Source organism: Neptunomonas antarctica, assembly GCF_001305295.1.
Classification (GTDB): Bacteria; Pseudomonadota; Gammaproteobacteria; order Pseudomonadales; family Balneatricaceae; genus Neptunomonas; species Neptunomonas antarctica.
This window is the reverse complement of sequence record NZ_LJSI01000053.1, coordinates 195,979-218,643: the sequence shown is the minus strand read 5'-3', so window position 1 is coordinate 218,643 and position 22,665 is coordinate 195,979. Positions and strand designations below refer to the sequence as shown.

13 protein-coding genes are annotated in these 22,665 nt (G+C 47.0%); 8 read left to right on the top strand and 5 right to left on the bottom strand.

The window, feature by feature from the left end; translation table 11 throughout:
* Positions 1-115: 115 nt before the first annotated feature.
* Positions 116-2,017: a TAT-dependent nitrous-oxide reductase gene (gene nosZ / locus Nant_RS15750; protein ID WP_054342607.1), complete on the bottom strand. Its 1,902-nt coding sequence runs from the start codon at positions 2,015-2,017 to the stop codon at positions 116-118.
* Between the two features lie 49 nt (positions 2,018-2,066).
* Positions 2,067-4,223: a transcriptional regulator NosR gene (gene nosR / locus Nant_RS15745; RefSeq protein ID WP_054342606.1), complete on the bottom strand. Its 2,157-nt coding sequence runs from the start codon at positions 4,221-4,223 to the stop codon at positions 2,067-2,069.
* 253 nt (positions 4,224-4,476) lie between these two features.
* Here nosR and Nant_RS21955 point away from each other — a divergent pair, with 253 nt between their 5' ends.
* The 6 genes from Nant_RS21955 to Nant_RS15720 all read left to right on the top strand — a co-directional run bounded on the left by Nant_RS21955 (position 4,477) and on the right by Nant_RS15720 (position 13,100).
* Complete coding sequence (locus Nant_RS21955) at positions 4,477-4,683, top strand: diguanylate cyclase domain-containing protein (RefSeq protein ID WP_082400394.1); 207 nt, start codon at positions 4,477-4,479, stop codon at positions 4,681-4,683.
* A gap of 134 nt (positions 4,684-4,817) precedes the next feature.
* On the top strand, positions 4,818-5,864 hold the full coding sequence (locus tag Nant_RS15740; protein WP_054342605.1) for an ethylbenzene dehydrogenase-related protein: 1,047 nt from the start codon (positions 4,818-4,820) through the stop codon (positions 5,862-5,864).
* A 63-nt stretch (positions 5,865-5,927) separates the two neighbouring features.
* Positions 5,928-6,653 carry a hypothetical protein gene (locus Nant_RS15735; protein WP_054342604.1) on the top strand — a complete coding sequence of 242 codons (726 nt, stop codon included), beginning with the start codon at positions 5,928-5,930 and terminating at the stop codon, positions 6,651-6,653.
* 62 nt (positions 6,654-6,715) lie between these two features.
* Positions 6,716-7,126 (top strand): arsenate reductase/protein-tyrosine-phosphatase family protein, encoded by a 411-nt coding sequence (locus Nant_RS15730; RefSeq protein WP_054342603.1) that lies wholly within the window; start codon positions 6,716-6,718, stop codon positions 7,124-7,126.
* A 169-nt stretch (positions 7,127-7,295) separates the two neighbouring features.
* Complete coding sequence (locus Nant_RS15725; RefSeq protein ID WP_082400326.1) at positions 7,296-11,381, top strand: EAL domain-containing protein; 4,086 nt, start codon at positions 7,296-7,298, stop codon at positions 11,379-11,381.
* A gap of 3 nt (positions 11,382-11,384) precedes the next feature.
* Positions 11,385-13,100 carry a sensor domain-containing diguanylate cyclase gene (locus Nant_RS15720; protein ID WP_054342601.1) on the top strand — a complete coding sequence of 572 codons (1,716 nt, stop codon included), beginning with the start codon at positions 11,385-11,387 and terminating at the stop codon, positions 13,098-13,100.
* On the opposite strand, the gene Nant_RS15715 is transcribed toward Nant_RS15720, so the two are convergent.
* Positions 13,066-13,563 carry an MOSC domain-containing protein gene (locus tag Nant_RS15715; protein WP_054342600.1) on the bottom strand — a complete coding sequence of 166 codons (498 nt, stop codon included), beginning with the start codon at positions 13,561-13,563 and terminating at the stop codon, positions 13,066-13,068. The genes Nant_RS15720 and Nant_RS15715 overlap by 35 nt on opposite strands.
* 4 nt (positions 13,564-13,567) lie before the next feature.
* A complete protein-coding gene (locus Nant_RS15710; RefSeq protein ID WP_054342599.1) occupies positions 13,568-13,945 on the bottom strand; it encodes a methionine-R-sulfoxide reductase in 378 nt (125 codons plus the stop codon).
* A gap of 742 nt (positions 13,946-14,687) precedes the next feature.
* Here Nant_RS15710 and Nant_RS15705 point away from each other — a divergent pair.
* Positions 14,688-15,695 (top strand): ice-binding family protein, encoded by a 1,008-nt coding sequence (locus Nant_RS15705; protein ID WP_054342598.1) that lies wholly within the window; start codon positions 14,688-14,690, stop codon positions 15,693-15,695.
* 498 nt (positions 15,696-16,193) lie between these two features.
* On the top strand, positions 16,194-17,318 hold the full coding sequence (locus Nant_RS15695; RefSeq protein ID WP_082400325.1) for an ice-binding family protein: 1,125 nt from the start codon (positions 16,194-16,196) through the stop codon (positions 17,316-17,318).
* Positions 17,319-17,552: 234 nt separating this feature from the next.
* On the opposite strand, the gene Nant_RS15690 is transcribed toward Nant_RS15695, so the two are convergent.
* On the bottom strand, positions 17,553-22,664 hold the full coding sequence (locus Nant_RS15690) for a two-partner secretion domain-containing protein (RefSeq protein WP_054342596.1): 5,112 nt from the start codon (positions 22,662-22,664) through the stop codon (positions 17,553-17,555).
* Between the last annotated feature and the right edge of the window lies 1 nt (position 22,665).

Below are 22,665 nucleotides of genomic sequence, written 5' to 3'. Positions count from 1 at the left end.
GGTAACTAATTTATAAAGAACTGATAACTAAACAAACAAACAGCAAAAGCCAGACGAAAAACGCCTGGCTTTTGTTAGTCACCGCAGAAAACTCAAATTCTTCTGTTTTTATGCTTTACGCTATTTCAACTAACATACGACCACGCATCTCCATGTGAAGTGCATGGCAGAACCAGTTGCAGTAGTACCAATGTACACCCACATTATTAGCCATAAAGGTAACGGAGGAGGTCTGTTGCGGGCTGATCTCCATCTGTACACCGTGGTTTACCATGCAGAAACCATGCGTTACATCTTCGATCTGATCCAGGTTAGTAATGACAACCGTCACTTCATCACCCTGCTTCACGGTAAATTGATCCATGCCATACATAGGTGCAACCGATGTCATATAAACACGCACTTTTTTCCCTTCACGGATCACTTTATTGTCGGTCTCAAGCGTCACGCCATCTTTCTTCGCCATCTCAACAGTCATCGCGAAAGAAGGGTCTTTACGGTCATATAGCTTGCTGGTTTTTATTTTGCTACGGTGGACCATCATGCAATCGTGCGGTTCAGCAAAAGCAGGACCATCGTGAATCAGCACCATTTCATCACCGGAGATATCGATCAACTGATCGTTTTCAGGGTGCAGCGGGCCGCATGGCAAGAACCGGTCTTTTGAAAATTTCTGTAGAGACACCAGATACTGGCCATCCGCATCACGGGTTTCACCCATCGTCGTATGGTTGTGACCCGGCTGATAATGCACATCCAGTTTCTGGAGGATATAGTTAACTTTTTCGCCGTTATATGCAGCAATTGCTTTTTCGATATTCCACTTACAGATCTGGCTATCGATAAATAACGTCGTAAAAGCGTTACCTTTACCATCAAACGCGGTATGCAATGGCCCAAGTCCCAATTCTACTTCAGCGACGACCGTATCACGCGGCTGAATTTCGTCAGCGAACAGTGCATCAAACTTATCCAGTTGGAACACAGTCACGGTTGGAGATAACTTGCCATTCGCTACCGCATACTTACCACCCGGTGCCGTATTGATACCGTGCGGATTCTTCGCAACGGGAACATAGCGCGTAAGCTCAGAACCTTTACGTCCATCCAACACAGGGACTTTAGAGTCACCTAATGTTTCGAACTTACCGGCTTTAACGGCTGCTTCGATACGCTCGATATTGAAGATAACCAAGTGGTCACGCTCGTTACGCATAGAGCCTGCCAGGTTGATTGCACCTTCAGAGTTATAGCAGGTCGAAAATGCATACTTACCCGTGTAGTCGGCATCGGTATTATCGAGGTTACCATCTACGATAATCTGCCAATCCACGTCCATAGTTTCGGCATTCAGACCGTTAAACATGGTGTAGTAACCTTCAATGTCATCCATATTAGTGCCATCGTTCGGGTGCGGCATACGGAATTCAGCATTAGCGAAAATATACTTGGTATAGGGTACTTTCTGTACGCGCAAACCGTGGATCGCCTGGCAATTAGGCACAGTAGTGATCTTATCGGTTTTCATGATATCAACGCGGATACGCGCAACACGCGTGTTGGCTTTATCGTTGATGAAGAGATACTTACCATTATAATGGCCATCAGTCATGGACATATGGGGATGATGGCAGTCACCGTTCAAAGGTGCGTTTTCACCCAAAACAGCCTTGGATTCATTCGTAATACCCCAACCGGTCGCACTATCAACGTTAAACACCGGAATTCGCATCAACTCACGCATTGAAGGCAGGCCAACAACACGCACTTCACCCTGATGGCCACCACTCCAAAAACCGTAATACTCATCTAACTCACCAGGGCCTACTGTGTGCTTAGCACCTGAAGAGGCATGAGCCGCAGCTGGCATCATTGCAGAACCGAAACCAACACCCGCCGCACCAACAAGAGCAGCTGAACCACCCAGGAAAAGACGACGACTCAGTTTTACGTGCTCACTGGCGTTACGGTCTTCTGTATCAATCACTGGTAAATCTTTATCTTTAGGATTAATCATTTATCTTCTCCGAAATTTACGTTTTTTTCGATGTTAATTAATTCACTGTTCACGCTTTCACCGGATCAGTGATATCTATGCTCGGTATCTGGTTTTCGACCAGCGCTGCTTTTTTAGCTTTACGTTTTTTAACAACGAGCGGCGGACACTTATCATGATTGTGATAGGTCATCTGGCAATCCAGACAGTGGTGGCACTCGTTAGCATTGATAGTGCCATCAGGGTGGATCGCCTGAATCTCACACTCGTTCGCGCATAATTTGCAGGGCTGACCGCATTCTTTACGACGATACAACCAATCAAACAGACGTAAACGTGATGGAATAGCCAACGCCGCACCCAGTGGGCATATATAACGGCAGTAGACTTTGCGGGTAAATATTGAGATGAACAGCAGAATACCCGCATATAAAACATAGCCCCATTCCCGATGGAACTTCAGCATAATGGCGGTTTTAAAAGGCTCTACCTCGGCATAGCGCTCAGCTTCGTTGATCGACTCAAGCGATACGGCAAACAACAGCAGCAAAATAATATATTTGATTGCCCAAAGGCGTTCATGAACAGCAAAGGGAAGTTCGTACTGTTTAATTTTTACTGCTCTGGCAATCTCATTAATCAATTCTTGTAGCGCGCCAAACGGGCATAACCAACCACAGAATATGCCACGTCCCCAAAGAACTAACGTCATTGCGACAAAGCCCCAGAGAATGAACAGCACCGGATCCAGCAAGAATACATCCCACTGAAACTTACCCATAGCGGCATGAACAAAGGTAAAGACGTTAACAATAGACAATTGCCCTAACGTGTACCAACCAATAAAAAATACGGTGTAGGTAAGGAAGATATGACGGATATTGCGTAATAATTTCGGATAGCGAACCAGCCAATCCTGCAAGAAAATAATGACCGTAAGTAATAGTAAACTGACACTCAACACACCAATCTGAAACGCTTTACCCTTCCATACAGACACCCATAACGGCTCATCTTCAATCTCTGTCACAATTACCGGTTTAGGGCGAGTGATATACGCTTCAGGCGTCATGTAGTCACCAAAAAAGCTGGTGAAAACGCTGTCTAATGCACCGATTTGCCGGCGTACCAATAATTCAATTTGCCAAGGTGTACCTAGATCAAATTCATAATGGCCGCGCACAATGAACAGTGCCATTTCAGTGAAACCGGGAAACCCTTCAATAAAGACATCATTCAAACGGAAAAAATCAGAATCATGAAAGCTGATAACTTTGTCTGACTGTTGCAGCTGCAGACGATCAAAAATTCCGCCGCGCACATAGCCATTACCTTTAAAGGAGTATTGCCCTTGACCCATCACAGCAATCACCTGATCACCGGGTTTAATTTCGCCCATTAACCACTTATATTCACTGTCGCCTAATAAATTACGGCCGATCGTCGGAATATTAACGGGCGCATAAAAAAGATCAATAAAGGGCTCTTGCTGATGCTGTCCTTTACCTGATACATCCTTTTCAGCGGCGGTGCCTTTAAAGGCTTCATTAACATCACCACGCGTGAGTGACAGATGGCGAATAGAGCCATCACCGGTAAGCGTCGTCCAGTCAGCTTTTTGGAACTGATCAGCATTCACCGTTGAAGGCGGGATTTTCGCTTCTTCAGACATGCCCAGCAGCCCTAACTGCTTAGCCACTTTTCGGGAAGCACGCATAACGGTTTCGTTAACCACCATGACGGTTACGGTCGCGCCAGAGATAGCATCCAGACTAATCACATCACTATGATTAGCCGCACCCACTTTGATTCTGTCCGTCAGTTTAAACGGCAGATACTGCGCGGCGAAATCAAACAATGTATGTTCTGGGATACCCACCAGCAGAATGGGTTCATGATGTTCAAGTACGGCGGATAACTTAAAATTCCCTTCAGGATCAATCGCTATCAGCATTCTAACGGGCTTGCCGGAGTATGCCGCTATATCAACAACATCCTGCGATTCAAACGCATAGCCCAGTACCTGATCACCCTTAGTAATGGTGCGGATAATCGCCGTTCCTTCAACAACAAGCGCCTTTTCACTGATGTTGGTTGCCGCAGGAAAAGCACTCTGGATTAGTTCAAGCTGTTTTTCATCAGAAACAGGGACCATCGCCAATGCGCTGGATGCCCATACAAAAAAGGTTAATAGAGTAACAATCCATCGTTGTATATCTTTGTTCATCGTACTTCCTATCCTCTAACCCTGCGCCGTTAGGGTGCGACATAATGACGCAGAGTATAGAAGCCGCACTGAAAGTAACTTGACTAATATCAACTAGCTAACACATAAGATGATACTAATGTTTCATTGTATATAATAAAAACAATACTCTTCGCTTTTGCATTCGATGGGCTGCACTTTTATACATGAAGAAAACAGATCATCTGCACTGCTATATATGTCCTTCTGGCGGAATAGATAACACCGGCCCTCAATCATCGGTGTTTTATCTCTACTGGCTGCGCCGGATGACTTAATATCAATCATCAACCTCTCGGCAAGCATTGGGATTAACTTATTCCCTTCAGACTCAAGAACAGCTAAACAACTTTTAAACGCTGCTGATGAAGCAATGTATCACGCCAAAAACAGCCCTCTGCACTCATTCAGTTTTTTAACTGACATTCCAAAAAACAACTAAAGTTCACAAACAAAAAAGCCAACCAACATGATTTAAATCAATCTTTGGATCGTTGTTTGCAGCAATACTCTCCTTTTTCTAGCTGAAACCTGAGCAGTGACTATGCTGAAAATAATAACAAGAGGAGATTAATTATGCGCAAGACTATAACTCTTATAGCAGCAACCGTTTCGAGCCTCATTTTGGCACCAACACTACAAGCAAAACCACTCGGCATTCTGGAAAATATTACGACCAACGACGTCATTACTATCGACGGTATTGCTGAATCAGAATGGAATGCAGCACCCGAATTATCTGTCGTACTTGATCAGACACCTTACAAACCAAACAATGGTTTTGAAGGCATTACCAAAACCACGATTAAAGTCCGCTCGATGCACGATGACAAAAATGTCTACTTTTTTCTACAGTGGGATGACCCAACAAAAAGCCTGAATAGATTCCCATGGATGAAGCAAGCAGACGGCAGTTGGAAACAGCTGGAGAATAAAGATGATACCGGACACGACAACACCTATTACGAAGACAAAATGTCGATGCTCTGGAATATTGACCTCAAAGCGTTTGATAAAAAAGGCTGCGGTGCCGTTTGCCACATGGCTAGAAATGGCAAGCAAAAAGGTAAAGACGATAAAGCCCCGGGGCGCAAATACACCAAACCTGGCACCACCGTTGATATGTGGCATTGGAAAGGTGTACGCACCAACCCCAATGCTCAGTTTGATGACCAGTTTATCGATGACAATACCGATCCGGAAAAGAACAAAGGATGGGGACGCCACGGTGATGCAAAAACAGGGGGAGGATACAAGAACAACATAGCTGACGGCAAACCAGCATTCGGGCAAGCCGATCTGGCTGCCGATACTACCGTAATTGTTGATAGTCAGAAAATCCCCTTCAGCGATGATATGGATCAGATTAAACGTATTCCAGGCATTATCACTTCTGCTTTTTCCGGTTCACGTGGCGACATTGTAGCCAAAGGCGTCTGGAAAGATGGTAAGTGGAACCTGGAACTCAGCCGCCCTCTGGTCACCACCGGTGAAAAAGCCGACGTGCAAGACGTTCAGTTTAATGATCTGAAGAAAACATACGCTTTCGGTGTGTCAGTATTCGACAATAGCCAAATCAATCACGTTTACCATAATGGCGTGTTAAATATGGTCTTTAAATAGCACATCTGAGGTGGGCGAAAGCCCACCCTTCAAGCATACCCAAAAATACCGCGATGGAATTTTATGAATATTAAAGCCCTCAATCCTGCCGCACGTATCGCTATTTCCGGATTTTGTCTCTCCGTTCTTATGGGGCTCATTTATGCCATGCTCGCTATCATAATGAGCATTAACGGAGGAGAAACCCTAGTTCCCAGCCTTGATAAAGTACAACAGAAATATGCAGGTATCATGATCGTCAGTGCTATGCAGGGCTCTATGTATGAGCATGTATCCGAAGATGAATCAATTGAAGCAGTGAGGCAATGGGTGGAAGCCGGCACACCTGAAAGTACCTATGAATCACATATTGTTGAGATAATGAACGACGACTGCACCAATTGTCATAGCATAGGCTCCACCATGACCGAAGCCATGACTTCAATACCGCTCACCACTTATCAAGAAGTCATCCAAACAACAACAAAAGGGCAGCCCTGGAGCAAGATAGCCATTCAAACTCATACCCATCTCTTCGCTATGAGCTTACTGGTCGTCATCTTAGGATTCACACTCTCTTTCACTCAGATTTTTAGCTGGATTAAATACCTACTGATCAGCTTTGCGTTTCTCGGACTTTGGGGTGATGCACTGTCTTGGACACTCGCCAAGTACTTTGCCTTCGTTGGTTATCTGATACCTTTCACAGGAGCAATGCTGACAGGGGCTATGGCAGCTATGGCAGCCATTATATTGTTGGATTGCTGGGTCAAAGTCCCGTTAATTACGGAGTTAGCGGGTGAAAAATAAGCGACTATCACTCGAAACAATCAGCCCAAATAATCGATTGATCACCTATAGGAACCTGCCAGATGCCAGAAACGAACTTATTAAAAATTCTTTTTATTTGCCGTCACAACACCGTGCGCTCTCAAATCGCCGAAGCGTTGGCCAATAAGCTTGGCAAAGGAAAAGTATACGCCATGAGTGCTGGCCCTGAACCTACAGCCATACCGGACTACATACAAAACTGGGTAGATACGTTAACGGATAAAAAGCAGGCTCTTCACTGTAACTCATTAGAAGACATGGCAGACCAGACCTTTGATCTTGTTATTACCTTATGTGATACAAGCCATAATGCGCTACCGACATTGCCAAGTGATACTCAACACATTCGTTGGAACTTCCATCACGCAGAGAACAGAGAGGCTATCAAGCATGTAGAGATAGAAATTGCTGAACGGCTACGACTCATGTTTATTGCCAAGCACCTTCTCTAGCGTTAGACCAGATTGCATATTGAATACAAACATTGTTCGTTAAAGAACGATTATTGGTTTTATAAAAGATAGGCCGATATGAGCACAGAGTTAAAATGGATAAGAATAGTTCGTACAAGGATAGCAACATGCTTTTTTATCATCATAGACCTACATTAGAACAAAAATCATGACGTGTAGGAGCTCAGCCTATTACCCTCGAATAAAAGTCGGAGTGCCCATACCTGCTGCTTTGTTTTTTATTTTATGTATGTCTCTACCCGCTCAGGCGATGCCTGCTAAAGAATCAACTTCTCAACACACTCTGGATAACGCTGCGCGAATTCAACAGACTCCTGTCTTGGAGAAAGTACGCCTCCAATTCAAGTGGTTTATTCAATTCCAGTTTGCCGGTTACATTGCCGCCATTGAACAAGGCTACTATGCCGATGAAGGGCTCGATGTTGAAATTGTAGAACGCTCTTTTGAAAAAAGTTTTGTTAATCAAGTGACGTCGGGCAAGGCAGACTACGGTGTGGGTGATTCTGGATTACTTTCCCAATATGCTCAAGGTAAGCCTATTGTCGCGTTAGCCGCTATTTTCCAGCACAACCCTCTGGTTCTTTTTACTTTAGCCGACTCAGACATCATCAGCCCTTACCAAACGGCTAACAAACGCATTATGGCGGACATTGCCAGTACCCACGAAACACCTGTCCGAGCCATGCTGATAAATGCGGGGATAACGAATGACGCTTACCTGGCAATACCGCAAAGCAATAATTACAATCAATTAACAAGCAGACAAATAGACGCCATATCCGGTTACATAACCGATCAGCCGTTTTATTACCAAGAGCAAGGGGTGAAAATCAATATCATTGATCCGCAAAACTATGGGATCGATTTTTACGGTGATATTCTTTTTACTAGCAAACAAGAGCTAAAAAATCATCCGGGACGAGCCGATCGTGTTAGACGTGCCTCCATCCAAGGTTGGCACTACGCACTTCAGCATCCAGAAGAAATAATCCAAATTTTACATAATAAATACCACAGCAATTTATCGATCGAGCATCTTCGTTTCGAAGCAGCAGCAACACGAAAACTCATTATCCCGACCGTTATTCCCATAGGAAAAATAGAACCTAAGCGCCTTAAGTCGATTGCAGACGCGTATGCCAATTCAGGCTTAAACCGCGAACTCAGTCAAGCAGAGATTGACGGATTTATATACAAAGGCAATGCGCTGGATATCCCCCTCACGAATCAGGAGCGATTATGGCTTGCCACTCACCCCATAATAAGAGTGGGTATTGACCATGACTTTCCTCCCTATGGATGGATCAGTGAAGACAAGCAGTATAAAGGCCTAACGGCAGACTACATGCGCCTGCTGGAAGAAAAAATTGGCGTACGCTTTAATATCATCAACAACCGCTCATGGTCAGAAACCCTCGCTATGGCCAAGCGTGGCGAATTGGATATGCTTACGGATGCAGTCAAAACACCAGAACGATCACAATATTTAACGTTTACAGCCCCTTACAAGGTTACCCAAACGGTTATCATCGATAATGGACAAGGGCGCTTCATTGATAGGTTAGATAACTTAACCGGTAAACACGTGGCAGTAGAAAAAGGCTATTTCATACAAGAAATACTGTCCGATAACTATCCGTCCATCACATTAGAAGTGACAGATAACACACTGGAAGCCCTCACTCTGGTTGCCGAAGGTAAAGCTGATGCTTATATCGGTGACGCTGGCTCCGCCAACTACGCTATCAAAATAAATGGTCTACATAACCTGCGTTTTTCAGGGCAAACGGAATATAGCAATTTGCATAGTGTTGCCGTGACCAAGAACAATCCTGTATTAGCTAATATTATTACCAAAGCAATGCTCCGTATTCCCGAAGCGCAGGCCGATGCTATCTTCGATCGCTGGCTTGGCCTAAAAATTGAACAAGGAATACAAACTAAAACACTGATTAAATACGCTATCGCTTTTTTATTGATACTGATACTGGTGAGTTACTGGGTTTACAGGCTACGGCGTGAAATAAGTTTTCGCAAAGCAGCAGAAAAGCGCGAGCAAGAGCGCAGCCACGTGCTGGAGTGTCTAACCAAAGGGATGGCATTATCTGGCATGTTGGAACTCATCGTCCGCAGCATTGAAAAAGCTAACCCTGAAATGTTGTGTAGCATTTTACTACTTGATTATGACAGCCAGTGCCTGCAAAAAGGCGCAGCACCCAGCTTGCCAGACTTTTACAATGCAGCAATCGAAAACTTACCTACAGGCAACGCCGTTGGTTCATGTGGAACAGCAGCATTTCACGGCAAACGAGTCATTGTTGATAATATACAAACACACTCTTATTGGTCTGACTATAAAGAATTAGCGGCCAAAAGCGGTTTAGGTTCTTGTTGGTCACAGCCCATTATCAACAGTAATGCAAACGTACTGGGTACTTTCGCTATTTATCATAAAAATCCGGCGCTACCCAGCAAATTTGAAATAGGCTTAATCGAAAGTTATGCCAGTTTAGCCGCGTTAATTATCGAATCGCATCGTGCCGACAATGAAATTCGTATCGCCGCTACTACATTTGAATCCCAGGTAGGAATGCTGATTACTAATGCCGAGAAAATTATTCTCCGCGTTAACCGCGCCTTCACTACAATCACCGGCTACGCTGCTGAAGAAGTGATCGGGAAAAAACCTAATATACTGAGCTCAGGTCGACATGATGAAACCTTCTATCATGCGATGTGGGAAGCACTTGATAGCAAGGGTTACTGGGAAGGAGAAATATGGAACCAGCGTAAAGATGGGGATATATACCCTCAACACCTCGCTATTAGCGCAGTAACGGATTATTTAGGCAGAATAACCAATTATGTAGCCAACTTAACTGATATAACCCTGCATAAAGAAGCGGCAGAAAAAATTGAACATCTGGCCTTCTATGATTCACTCACTCAGTTACCGAATCGAAGATTACTTATAGATCGCCTTAATCAAGCATTGGTCACTAGTACGCGAAACCAGCAAGAAGGCGCTTTGCTATTTCTGGACTTAGATCATTTTAAAACCCTTAACGACACACTAGGTCATGACATCGGCGACCTATTATTACAACAAGTCGCCACACGCCTACAACAGTGCGTTCGCGAAAGCGACACTGTGGCTCGCTTTGGAGGCGACGAATTTGTCATAATTTTAGAAGGGTTCAGCAAAAACGCCACTGAGGCAGCGATCCAGATAGAAATAATTTCTCATAAAATACTCACCTCGTTTAACCAGCCCTATCAGCTGGCGAATGAAGCCTACAACACGACTGTCAGTATCGGCGTAACTCTGTTTAACACTCCCCATTTAACTGTTGAAGACTTACTAAAGCAAACGGATATTGCTATGTATCAAGCGAAAAAATCAGGCCGCAATACCGTACGTTTTTTTAACAAACAGATGCAAGACGCCATTAACATTCGCGTCACGCAGGAACAGGAACTTAAAATAGCAGTAGCTCATCAACAGTTTGAATTGTATTACCAAATACAAGTCGATCATTTATTAAAGCCACTCGGCGCAGAAGCATTAATACGCTGGATACATCCAGAACGTGGTTTAATATCTCCATTACAGTTTATTCCAATCGCCGAAGAGACAGGCTGCATATTATCTATCGGTCAATGGGTCTTAGAAGCAGCCTGTTCACAATTGCAAGAATGGCAACAAGATTCACAAACTAAAAACCTGACCTTGTCTGTAAACGTCAGCGCAAAACAATTCCACCAGGTTAATTTTGTTGAACAAGTAAAAGAGACTCTTCAACGCCATAACGTTAACCCTTTATTGCTTAAGCTAGAGTTGACAGAAAGTTTACTACTACACAATATTGAAGACACGATCGCCTCTATGAATGCATTAGGTGAGCTTGGTATCCAATTATCGTTAGATGACTTTGGTACAGGTTATTCTTCTTTGCAGTATCTTAAGCGATTACCTTTATATCAACTCAAAATAGACCAATCATTCGTGCGCGACCTTGCCAACAATAGCCGTGATCAAAGCATTGTAAGAACCATCATAGCCATGGCCAAAAGCTTAAACTTAAGTGTCATCGCTGAAGGAGTGGAAACAGGCGAGCAAATGCAGCGGTTGCTCAGTGATAATTGCACCCATTTTCAAGGATATCTGTTCAGTAAACCTGTGCCAATTGACGCGTTTATGGCATTGTTACAACAAAAAAGGCTGACTTATTAAAACGTGAAAGTATTAATCATATGTTTCTGGATTCTCCTGAGCACATTCAGCAGCGACCCAACACAGGCTAAATCATTAACGCTTACCGAACTTCCCAGCGGATCATTAGGCAATTACACCCATTATTTTATTGAAGATGCAAAGCCTCTCACTCTCGAAGAGGCTATCTTTAAAAATAATGCTGGGGGGTTTCGCGCGGGTAAGCAAGAAGCACTGAATTTTGGTATTGATTCGCCGCCAGTATGGCTAACGTTAACTGTAAATAACTCTACAGATCAGCCGCTTGCATACCAGCTGGCTGTTGGCACCACGTGGATTGACCAACTTAATATTTCTATTTTACAGAACAGTCAATTGATTCGCAGCTGGCAAGCTGGAGACGCACTGCCCAATACTCCCTCTCTAATTCCGGGTACTGGGTTTATCTTTACCCAACCTTTTCCGCCAGGGGTAAGCGAAATATACATTCGAGCAGCCACCCAAGATCCTCTGATATTACCGATTAAATTGACTCCCCTCGAAAAAGTAGCCGGATCAAGTCAATGGACTCAGTATGGTTACGGCTTCCTGTATGGTTACCTGTGCGCCCTTATTGCTTACAACCTTATATTATATTCAAGACTGAGGAAGCGCAGCTATCTCTATTATTTACTCTATCTGGCCAGTTTTATTTTAACAAACCTCGCCTATACAGGGCATGGCTACGCTTGGCTCTGGCCAACTCATCCGGAATTCCAACGCTATATCATTCTTGCGCTTATGGTCCTGTATAGTAGCTGTAGTTTAATTTTCGCCTGCCGCTTTCTCTCACTGAAGAAACATGCCCCACGACTGTTACGCTGGATACGCAATTTCATCCTGCTTGGCCCCTGCCTGATAGGGTTAACAATTTTACAAAACAATCAGTTATATGCTGTACTGGTTGCATTTAGCTATCTGACAGCTTCCACCTTAGGGCTGGTTCTATTAGGCATATTCGCTGTATGGAAAAAACAAGCGGTGGGACGTTACTTCTTTGCCGCTGCTTTTTTTGGTATGTGCGGCACGGCCGTCACAACCTTCGCCGTACTCGGGTGGATACCTTTCACTCCCCTGACCTTTCATAGTGTCGACATTGGTATACCTATCGAAGCAACGCTGCTAGCACTCGCACTGACACATCAAGTACGCGAACAGCAAGATGCCCGAATGCAGGCCGAATATATGGCCCGACATGACCCGTTAACAGGTCTCCTTAATCGACGTGGATTTCATTACCTCGCCAGCAACATCTGGAGTACCGCTATTCGGAAACATCGCATCACCAGCATTATTATGCTCGATATGGACCATTTCAAACAGATCAATGATCAATACGGACACGCGATCGGCGACCAGGTACTTGTCGGTATTTCTCAGCTACTAGCATCTGAATGTCGTGCACAAGATCTGCTTGCCCGCTGGGGGGGAGAAGAGTTCATATTATTACTTCCCGAAACCCCCTCTGAACAGGCCTGCATCTTTGCTGAGCGAATACGCATCGCAATTGAAACGTTTGGGGTCAATTTCAAACAGGCTAACATTACGACCACTGTCAGCTTAGGTATTGCACAAAGTGACTTAAAGCAAACATTGGATGAGTTAATACATGAGGCAGACAAACACCTCTATCTTGCAAAAGATAAAGGCCGCAACCAGATTCACACTACAGCTTTGCCACTTCATCCCCTAACGCAATAACACCCCCCTTTATAATCTTGGCGCAGACGCCGCCGTGACCCAGCATAGCGGCTACGGCACCTTTACCGAGTGCTTGCTCCATGCGCACACAAGGGTGGCATTGGGCCGTCGCTTCAAATTCCACTTCCCCAATACGAAAACGCTGATGCCGCAGCGCCATTAAATTAATACCTGATACAACCAGATTGCGACGCAATACAGCAGGATCTATCGATTCCAGTGCCAACAAACTTGCCACCACATCGATATGTTCACGATTTATCAAAGTCACCTGCCGCGCAGAACCCGGAGTTCCTTTACAACGCCGATCTCCTGCAAGCCCCATTTCGGCAACAGCTTCAACGTGGGTGACGCACTGCATATTCACTTTGCGTTCGGGGCGCAGACCAATCCAGTCCAATTGCCCCGGTTTGAGGTCCTGAAGATGCCGGCTTAATAAGCGCCCCACGGTATTTACACTCATGGGTTTACGCTTTAACAAACTTGATAGAGATTGAATTAACACAGTGACGGGTATCTTTTTCGGTCAAGTGCTCACCCTCAAACACATGTCCCAGGTGACCATCACAACTAGCACACACAATTTCCGTACGACGGCCATCCGCATCTGTCACCCGTTTGATAGCACCTTCAATTTCATCATCAAAACTGGGCCAACCGCAACCAGAGGAGAATTTATCCGTCGAACGATAAAGTGCTGCATCACATTGCTTACAGACAAACATGCCCGTTTCAGAAAAGTCATCATACTCTCCTGTAAAAGGTCGTTCGGTGCCTTTATGCAGAATCACACGCTGCTCTTCTGCATCAAGCGGGTTTAACGGAAAATCCCGAGAAGTGCTCATAAAGTGGCTCCTTAATGTAATTATCTGATCCGGCACTTATGCCGCCGTTTGTCGATGGGCATAGGCTACGTCTATACGACGAGGCTATCAAGCAGAAGTCACTTACCACCACTAGAACTTTCGCTCCGGTCAGGTAATAGCCGAACGGGCTGCACATCTGCAGATAATCGATAACCAAGGAGACACTCAATGTTGAAAAAAATATTGCTGGCAGCCTCTGGCGCCTGCGTACTGTTAACCGCGAATGTCGCCATTGCCGCTATGTCGGATGCACCAAAAACACTAAAAGTAGCTCTTTGTTGATACCAGTTCTACAGCAAAAAACCGGCAGAAAAAGCACAGCGAGCCAGGCAGATATCTTTTTCCCATATGAGCTGTCAGATGGCGGCTATAAAGATGATTTCCGGCCAGGCCTGAATGAAAAAACAGCTACCGTGATTTATTCCATACTATGATCAGCGAGACACGGAGCTGCGACGGCGAGGTATTACTGATTCACGGTGACCAGATCAATAGCATCAGCCGGCACACCAGTGACGGTATCAGATGCATTGCCGACAACAGATACCACTGAAAAATATACGCCTATCATCAAATCTCAGTTGAGAGGCATAGGTAAGATAAAAACTCTTATTCATTTTGAGTACATGTTATACATGTCACATATGTCATGTGGTATTGTATATCTTAATATTAACTGAACTTCTTAGATTCCAAAAATAATCCATAAAAAAGGGTCTCTATGAAACCTACAATACAACTCCTCTTTATCTCGATGCTCTCTGTTGTGTCTAGCGCGCAAGCGGGCTTTATTCCTTTGTTAGATTCACACCTAATTAACCAGTCGCTCTATGCCAGCAGTTACATAACAATGGGCGCACGTACAACAGTCGGTGGCAATATTCAGAGTGCCACTGCAATAACACTCGCCGCCAATGCGGCCGTTAAGGGTAATGTTGAGGCCGGAACCGCCGTAACCCTCGGCGCTGATGCCAGTGTCGGCGGCTATATCAAGGCTGGAACCACCGTAACCCTCGGTGCAGGTTCAATTTCTCGTGGCGATATTGATGCCGGAACCACTACAACGATTGGCGCTGGCGTTCAAATCGGCGGAGTCAAAACGGCGAATTCTTCGAAGATTGTCCCTCCTTCTCCCGTCGTAAAAAATCAGAAAGATCTAATTGCGTCTGCTCAAACAACTCTGAAGGCCATGGGAACGGGGACAGAATTAGTCTGGGATTTTGGGGTAAACGACCAAACACTCGAAGCGGGCATTTATAGCACCATAGATCATCTTACGATGTCTGCCAGCAGAACCCTCACGCTTGATGGCAAAGGCGTGGATGGAGTTTGGCTTTTCAATATTTCTAACAACCTAACCTTTGCTGCGGACGCGAAAGTAATATTGAAAGACGTAACCGATAACAGCAGCATTCTCTGGAATGTCCTTGGCGACGGCACAGCCGGCAACACAACTCTGGGAGCACGTGCGGAAGCCAGAGGCTATATTTTTTCGAAAGGCTTCGTCCAGACAGGAGCCAATTCTCGGATAACAGGAATAGGTAATGATTGTGGTGGCGCTTTTTCAGCGACGAATTTCATAGAATTTGGCGCAGATAGCGTAATTGGAGTGGACGGTTGCACTAACGAAGCAGCTATTACCTCCAAAGTACCAGAACCGACATCAATTTGGTTATTTGGTTTAGGTCTTATTGGCTTAGCTCGGATAGCTAAACGAAAGAAAGCATAACCTTCAAATGTTAATATATAACGCCTCTTCCGGGAGCCGTTTTTGTGTGTGCTGACCGTTAGTGATTAGCCAAAATATAGCACGCTTCAAACGCAGTTGTGAGCCTCTAAAGCTGGCTAAAAGCCCACGTTTATTGACGCTACTGCCTAAATCATATACTGCTACAACACTAATTCCGGCTGCTTGCAAAGAAAAGAAAAAACCGTACAGATCACCCACTACGGAGATACCTACACTCTTTATTTACCAATGTTTACACCTCCATCATCGCCGGCGTCTCCGCCATCGATGACGCTGTAGCAGTGGATTATGCGGGAACGGTAGTGTTGATCTAAACGACGCCCTTAAATGCTTGAACGGCTGATCCACTGAAGATTGATCATAGCTTTGTGAAGGATGTACTGCATTTTGTATATGCTATATTTAACTTAGCATCATTTTAGTTGAGCTTCTTAGGACGAGATTCTCTAAATAGTAGAAATACGTAAAAGAGCTTCTATGAAACCGACAAAACAACTCCTCCTTATCTCGATTTTCTCTGTTGTGCCTAGCGCACAAGCAGGACTTCAACCATTGTTAGATTCAGATCTAACTAACCAGTCGCTCTATGCCAGTAGCTACATAACAATGGGCGCACGCACAACGGCGGGTGGTAATATTCAGAGCGTCACCGCAATAACACTCGCCGCTAATGCAACCATTGGGGGCAATATTGAGGCCGGAACCACCGCAACCCTCGGCGCTGATGCAGGTGCCGATGGTTATATTGAGGCAGGAACCACCGCAACCTTTGGCGCAGCTGTCATTGTCGGTGGCTACACTCTGGCGGGAACCACCGCAACCCTCGGCGCGGCTGTAAATATCGAGGGCGATCTTGTGGCCAGAACCACTGTTACGATCGATGCGGGTGTGGAGGTCTGGGGCGATGTTTTGGCCGGAAGCACCGTGACGATCGGTGCTGGTTCAATTTTTCGCGGGGATGTTGATGCCGGAACTACCACCACGATTGGCGCCGGTGTTCGGATTGATGGAACTCTTACGGCGAATTCTTCAAAGGTTGTGCCTGCGTCTCCCATAGTTCAAAACCAGGAAGATCTCATTGCGTCTGTGCAAAAAACGCTGAAGGAGCTGGGAACGGGGACAGAACTAGTCTCTCTTACTTTCGGGATAAATCATGAGACGCTCGAAGCTGGCATTTATAGCACTAGAGATTATCTAACGATAGCTGCCGACAAAACTCTCACACTTGATGGCAAAGGGGTGGACGGCACATGGGTTTTTAACATCGCGAATTACCTGACTTTTGCGGCGGGCGCGAAGGTTATATTGAAAGATGTAACCGAAAACAGCAGTATTCTCTGGAATGTCCTGGGCGACGCAACTGGCTCAGCCGGCTACACATCACTAGGCGCAGGCGCAGAAGCCATAGGCTATATTTTTTCGCGTGGCTACGTCCTGGCAGGGGCCAACACCCTGATCGCAGGCATAGGTAATGATTGTGGTGGCGCTTTTTCAGCGACGAATTACATCGAATTTGGCGCAGATAGCGTAATTGGAATGGAAGGTTGCGTTAGTAACTTCATCCCCCCGAACAAGGTGCCTTCTATAATTTGGTTATTCTAGATCTTATCGATTTAGCGGGTATAGCTAGACGAAAGAAAGCATACCCTTCAATAGTTAATAAATAGCGTCTTCTTCGGGAGCCGTTTTTGTTTGTGCTGACCGTTCAATATTGGTCATAAGGGATCAATATTTGCACCAGAATTTATAATTTTACGTTTTTTAGCGAAAAAATTTCAAAAAAAAACCTTCCCGTTTTTAAACAAGGAAGGCTTGAAACCCTAACGTATTACTGGTTTACGGGGCGTTTATACCATCCCCCTCAACGTTAACATTGTTATTTATTGCGTTAACATTAATCTCATTGTTACTGGCAAATTGCATTGTGTTTTTATTGATTTTTTTGTCTGCGACAACACTGTCCTTATTAGAACTTTCAAGTCCTGAATTAGTAGTGGAACTGAACAGTCCTGAACTTGCGTCGGTTAACTGCCTTACCACTTCTTGCTCTTTTGCTTTAGCTACAATCGAACTACTAATGTCGGAAGTGATATCAGCGGTCATGCCCGTTGTCGGGTTGGCGCTGGCATCAAGGCTGTAGTTTCTCGCCAGTCCGGCGGTAATTCCACTACCGGCATTAGCTAGCGTAATGGCACTAGCTGTCACTGCTTTAGCGGTGCCCGCATTTTTGTCGTCAAACTCGCCACTACCTGAGACGGCTAGCGTCTCTGTACCAATAAGTCCATTCAAAACACCACTGGTGACAGTCGCATCGGTGTTGCCATCATAGATTTTATTGGTCACCGTGGCGCTGGCAAGTGTCAGGGCTTTCGTATTGATATTGGCAGCAGTATCGCTCGGTTGTGCCGTCAGGCTGTAGTTACTCGCCAGGCCTGTCCCATCGGTCAGTGCGGCGTTGGTGACAGTCACGGCGATATTATCGGCGACGTTCTTATCGGCAAACGTTCCGGTTTGTCCTGTGACGGTCAGAGTTTCGCCCGTGATACCTGTGTCAACAGCTCCCCCCGTCAGCGTAGCAGCGAGGCTACCATTATAGGCACGGTTGGTTGCTGCCATGCCGGTGATGCTCACCGCTTTCGCGGTAATATTGGCAGCAGTAACGCCCGGTTGTGCCGTCAGGCTGTAGTTACTCGCCAGGCCTGTCCCATCGGCCAGTGCGGCGCTGGCGACAGTCACGGCGATATTATCGGCGACGTTCTTATCGGCAAACGTTCCGGTTTGTCCTGTGACGGTCAGGGTTTCGCCCGTGATACCTGTGTCTACGGCTCCCCCTGTCAGCGTAGCAGCGAGGCTACCATCATAGGCACGGTTGGTTGCAGCCATGCCGGTGATGCTCACGGCTTTCGCGGTAATTGTCGCTGCCGCATTAGTGCTATTAAGCGTGGGCAGAATATAGTTACTGGCTAAGCCGCCGGTTGTAGTCGTCGCACCAGCACTGTCACCCAGCGTGAGCGCGGTGATGTAGCTTGCCCCTACCACGTTTGCACTGTTGGCTGTTGCACCTGTATAGGTCAGGGTCTCATCGTCAACCCCGGTTCCTATTGAGACAGCATTAGCCAAGCTTGTATTACCGTCGTAGACCTTGGTCGCCGACAATGTAACGACGGCTGGATTAATGGTACTGGTATTATTATCCACGTAGGTAATGGCGTAGTTATTGCCATTGTTACCGTCGTTTAGGGTCATCCCGCTAACGGCAACCGTCTTATTGCCCGTGCCGGCATTCTTATCGGTGAAGGCGAAGCTTCCACCGCTCAATCTATCGGGAGTGGTGTTACCGTTACCGGCGTTGGTGTAAAGCGTGCCGCCAGTAACAATCGCGCCGCCATCTGTCGTCAATTTTCCATCATAAATCTTGGTGACACTATTGGCGGTGACCTCCAGCGGTGCTGCAGTCACGGTGAGATTAGCAGCGTTAGCAGTCACCCCGTTGCTGTTCAACTGCGTGAGAGTAGCTGAAGAACTCACTCCCCCGGCAACCGTCAGGGCATAATCACCGACATTGGTATTACCGCTGGCGGCGGCCACTGTCAAAGCCCCCAAACCAGCCAACGTTACGCTCCGATTGGGAGCCGCATAGTAAGTCACAAAAGTGTTGTCACTGGTGACAAGTGTACCGTTTGTGTTAATAGCCAGAGCCGAATAATCCACTTCTGTCGGGGTATAAGCCAAACCGTCATAGACCTTAGTTACAGGATCGATAGTCACTGGCGTCTGCGTGATGAATGCCTGCAGAAACGGCAGCGTGGCGCCATCGGTCATTACCCAGGTATTCGGGCCGTTTGCACTACTGGTAAAGTTCCATGGTGCTAAATTAGCCTGGGTATGCATATTGGTGTTCAAGTTAGCCTGAGCCGTCCCGCCATCGCTGGTGGCGTATTGCCCCGCAGGAGAACTATCCCAGAAACTGTTGGTAACCGTACCTGAATTGGATCCCAACAGAGCGCCACTCAACGTCGGCCCGCCCGTCACTAGCCCTGTGGAGTAGCTGTTTCTGATGCGGGTCTCGGAGCTGGAACCCAATAGCCCGCCGACATAGGTCACGCCGGTCACACTACCCGTAGCGTAAACGTTGAGAACATCGCCTGAGACCGAACTCGAACCGATCAACCCGCCCCGGTAAGTACCGGTGCCGGAGGTAGTGCTGTCATAAACATCGCCGGTGGCGTAGTTGTTGCTCAAGTTACCGGTAATGATGGTGCTCAACCCCATCAAGCCGCCGGTGTAAGTTGCCCCGGACACATCTCCCGTGGCGAAGTTGGTATCGAAGTCACCATTCGTCAGCGAGCTCCAGCCCACCAGACCACCGGAATTGGCGCCATCGACGCTCGTAGCTGTGACATCGCCGGTCGCATAGTTGATCTTGAAACTACCGTTGCCGAGTGTACTCATACCCACCAAACCGCCCAGGAAGGTCGAACCCGTTACATTACCGGTAGCCGAATTGCTGACGAAGTCACCTTTGGTGATGGTATTCCAGCCCACCAGACCGCCTGCGTAAGAACCACTGATATTGCTATCCGTCACATCGCCAGTCGCTGAGTTGATAGCGAAATCACCATCGGTCAGCGTGGTCCATCCTGCCAGTCCACCCGTGTAGGAAGTCCCCTCCACATCGCCGGTAGCGTAGTTGTTGTTTATATTACCGGCGGTGAGTGTAGCCCAACCGACCACCCCGCCCATATAGGAGGCACTGACCCCGCCGTCATTTACAGCAACTGTGGCGTAGTTATGGCTAAAGTTACCCGCGTCGAGCGTAGTCCACCCCACCACACCACCACTGTAAGAAGTGCCCGTCACGCTACCTGCGTTGGCCGTGCTGCTGGTGACGTAGTTGTTGCTGAAGTCACCCGAACCCAGTGTGACCCACGAAGCCAGGCCGCCAATGTAACCCAAGCCCGTGATCGTGCCGCCCTTGGAATAGTTGTTACTAAAGTTGCCGTCCGCCAGCGTCAGACGCGCGACCAGACCTGCGACGTAATTGTTGCCCGTAATCTTTGCATCAACCAGACCGATGTTATTCAATGAACCGGTAGTAGCGGTGTCGGCAGCGGCAGTACTCGATCCGAATAAAGCCACATTATCTAACGCTGGCGTATCGATAGTGAGGTCGTTAATGCTGTTGCCCAGACCGTTGAAGTGACCTGTAAAATCAAGTATTGGGGTAAATAGAGTCGGGGACGTCGCCGCGTTGGTGGCCGATGCATCGATGGTATTGCCCAGTGCATAGCTCCCCGCCACATTGTTATTCACGGCTTGCAGACCCGCCAGGTCGTGTATGACGGTATAGTTTGTGCCGCCGATAGCCAGCGTGGATGAAGCACCTGACAGACCGACGGTGACGCCCGGTGCCAGGATCAATTTACCGGTGGTGCTCGCAGCTTCGGCTGAAGCACCCGCACCGTTGGCTGTGTTAGGGTTGAAGGCAATACCAGCCGACGTACCTGTTGCATTGATATTAGCGTTAACGTTAACGTTATTCGAAGCGGTCAGAGCAAGCGTGGTGTTCGCGCTCCAGTTTACTGCGTCATTGACGTTGACATCGCCAGACCCGTTAGCTGTTCCACTGCTAGAGAGAATCGTTACATTGCCGCCGCCTAAGTTCGCCGAGAGCGTTGCTCCAGACAGATTACTAACAGCACCCGCAGCATCCTCCCCGATATTAAAGTCAGCCGGATCAATCAACCAGGTACCGTTGCGGCCAGTTGTCGCTAAGGTGGTTACTTTTACAGAATCAGCAATCTGGACATGCGACGCCGAGGTTTCAATAAAGCCGCCATCCGCCGTGCCAGCGGCAGACGCATCCAGTGTTCCCGCGACGTTAAGTGTACCGTTAACCATATCAGCCAACACGTTAATCGTTCCGGCTGTGCCGCTTTCCAACGCTTGAGCGGTTAAGCTAGCCGTTGTGGCGATATTAACATCCTTGCCGGTGACGTTAATGGTGCCACCCGATTGCGCACCGCTGGTATCCAGCGATCCGCTAACCTGTGTGATGCCGTAATCGCCACCCTCTAAAATAATCTCGCCGTTGCGTTCTACCAAACCCAACGCGCGAATAACACCATCCTGATTAATCACGGTATTCATTAAATCGCCCGCGGCTTTCGCGGTTAAAACCACCCGTCCTCCATCAGCCAGTATCGCGCCTTTATTGGTAATATGGGCATTCAACGCCGCTTCAGAAATCGTGACTTCTACCAGGCCGTTGCCCTGAAAATCCAAGTCTACGGTGTTACCCGCTACCAATGCGGTCGTGCCTTTCGGGGTGTCAATTGTGCCGGTATTCGTCACGCTTGAGCCAATCAACGCCACCACGCCGCCTTCCGGCGTTTGAATCGTGCCGCGATTTTCAACTGTGCCGGTCGCACCGTTTTGGCTGAAATGGTTATTGCCGTCTATAAAATCGGCATCCGTAATAGTGTGCGTTGTCGCCGTTAAAGCACCGACATCGACCTGCGCTCCTGCCCCGAACAGCACGCCGTTCGGGTTGACCAGATAAACCTGCCCGTTCGCAGTAAGCTGCCCCGCAATCACACTGGCATCACCCCCGACAACTCTATTCAGCAAGGCCGCCTGTGCGTTCGGTTGATTAATGTTCACCGCTTGATTCGAATTAATCGAAAACCCTTGCCAGTTAATCACCGCTTTAGAACTGGTCTGGTCAATCTGCATTTGATTCGCCGCCGGATTACTGACCGCAATTTGCCCCGCGACAATGTGCTCGCCGGTCGGTAATGCCCACACCGGCGCAGCGCACATCAGAAAACCCGTCGCCAAAATCTTGCGGCGGCTGGATGAATTCTTACTTTTGCCTTTACACAGTTCAGAGACAGCAACCCATGCCCCTAGTGCCTCACTCCAGATAGTGCGGTAAATATGGTTCATG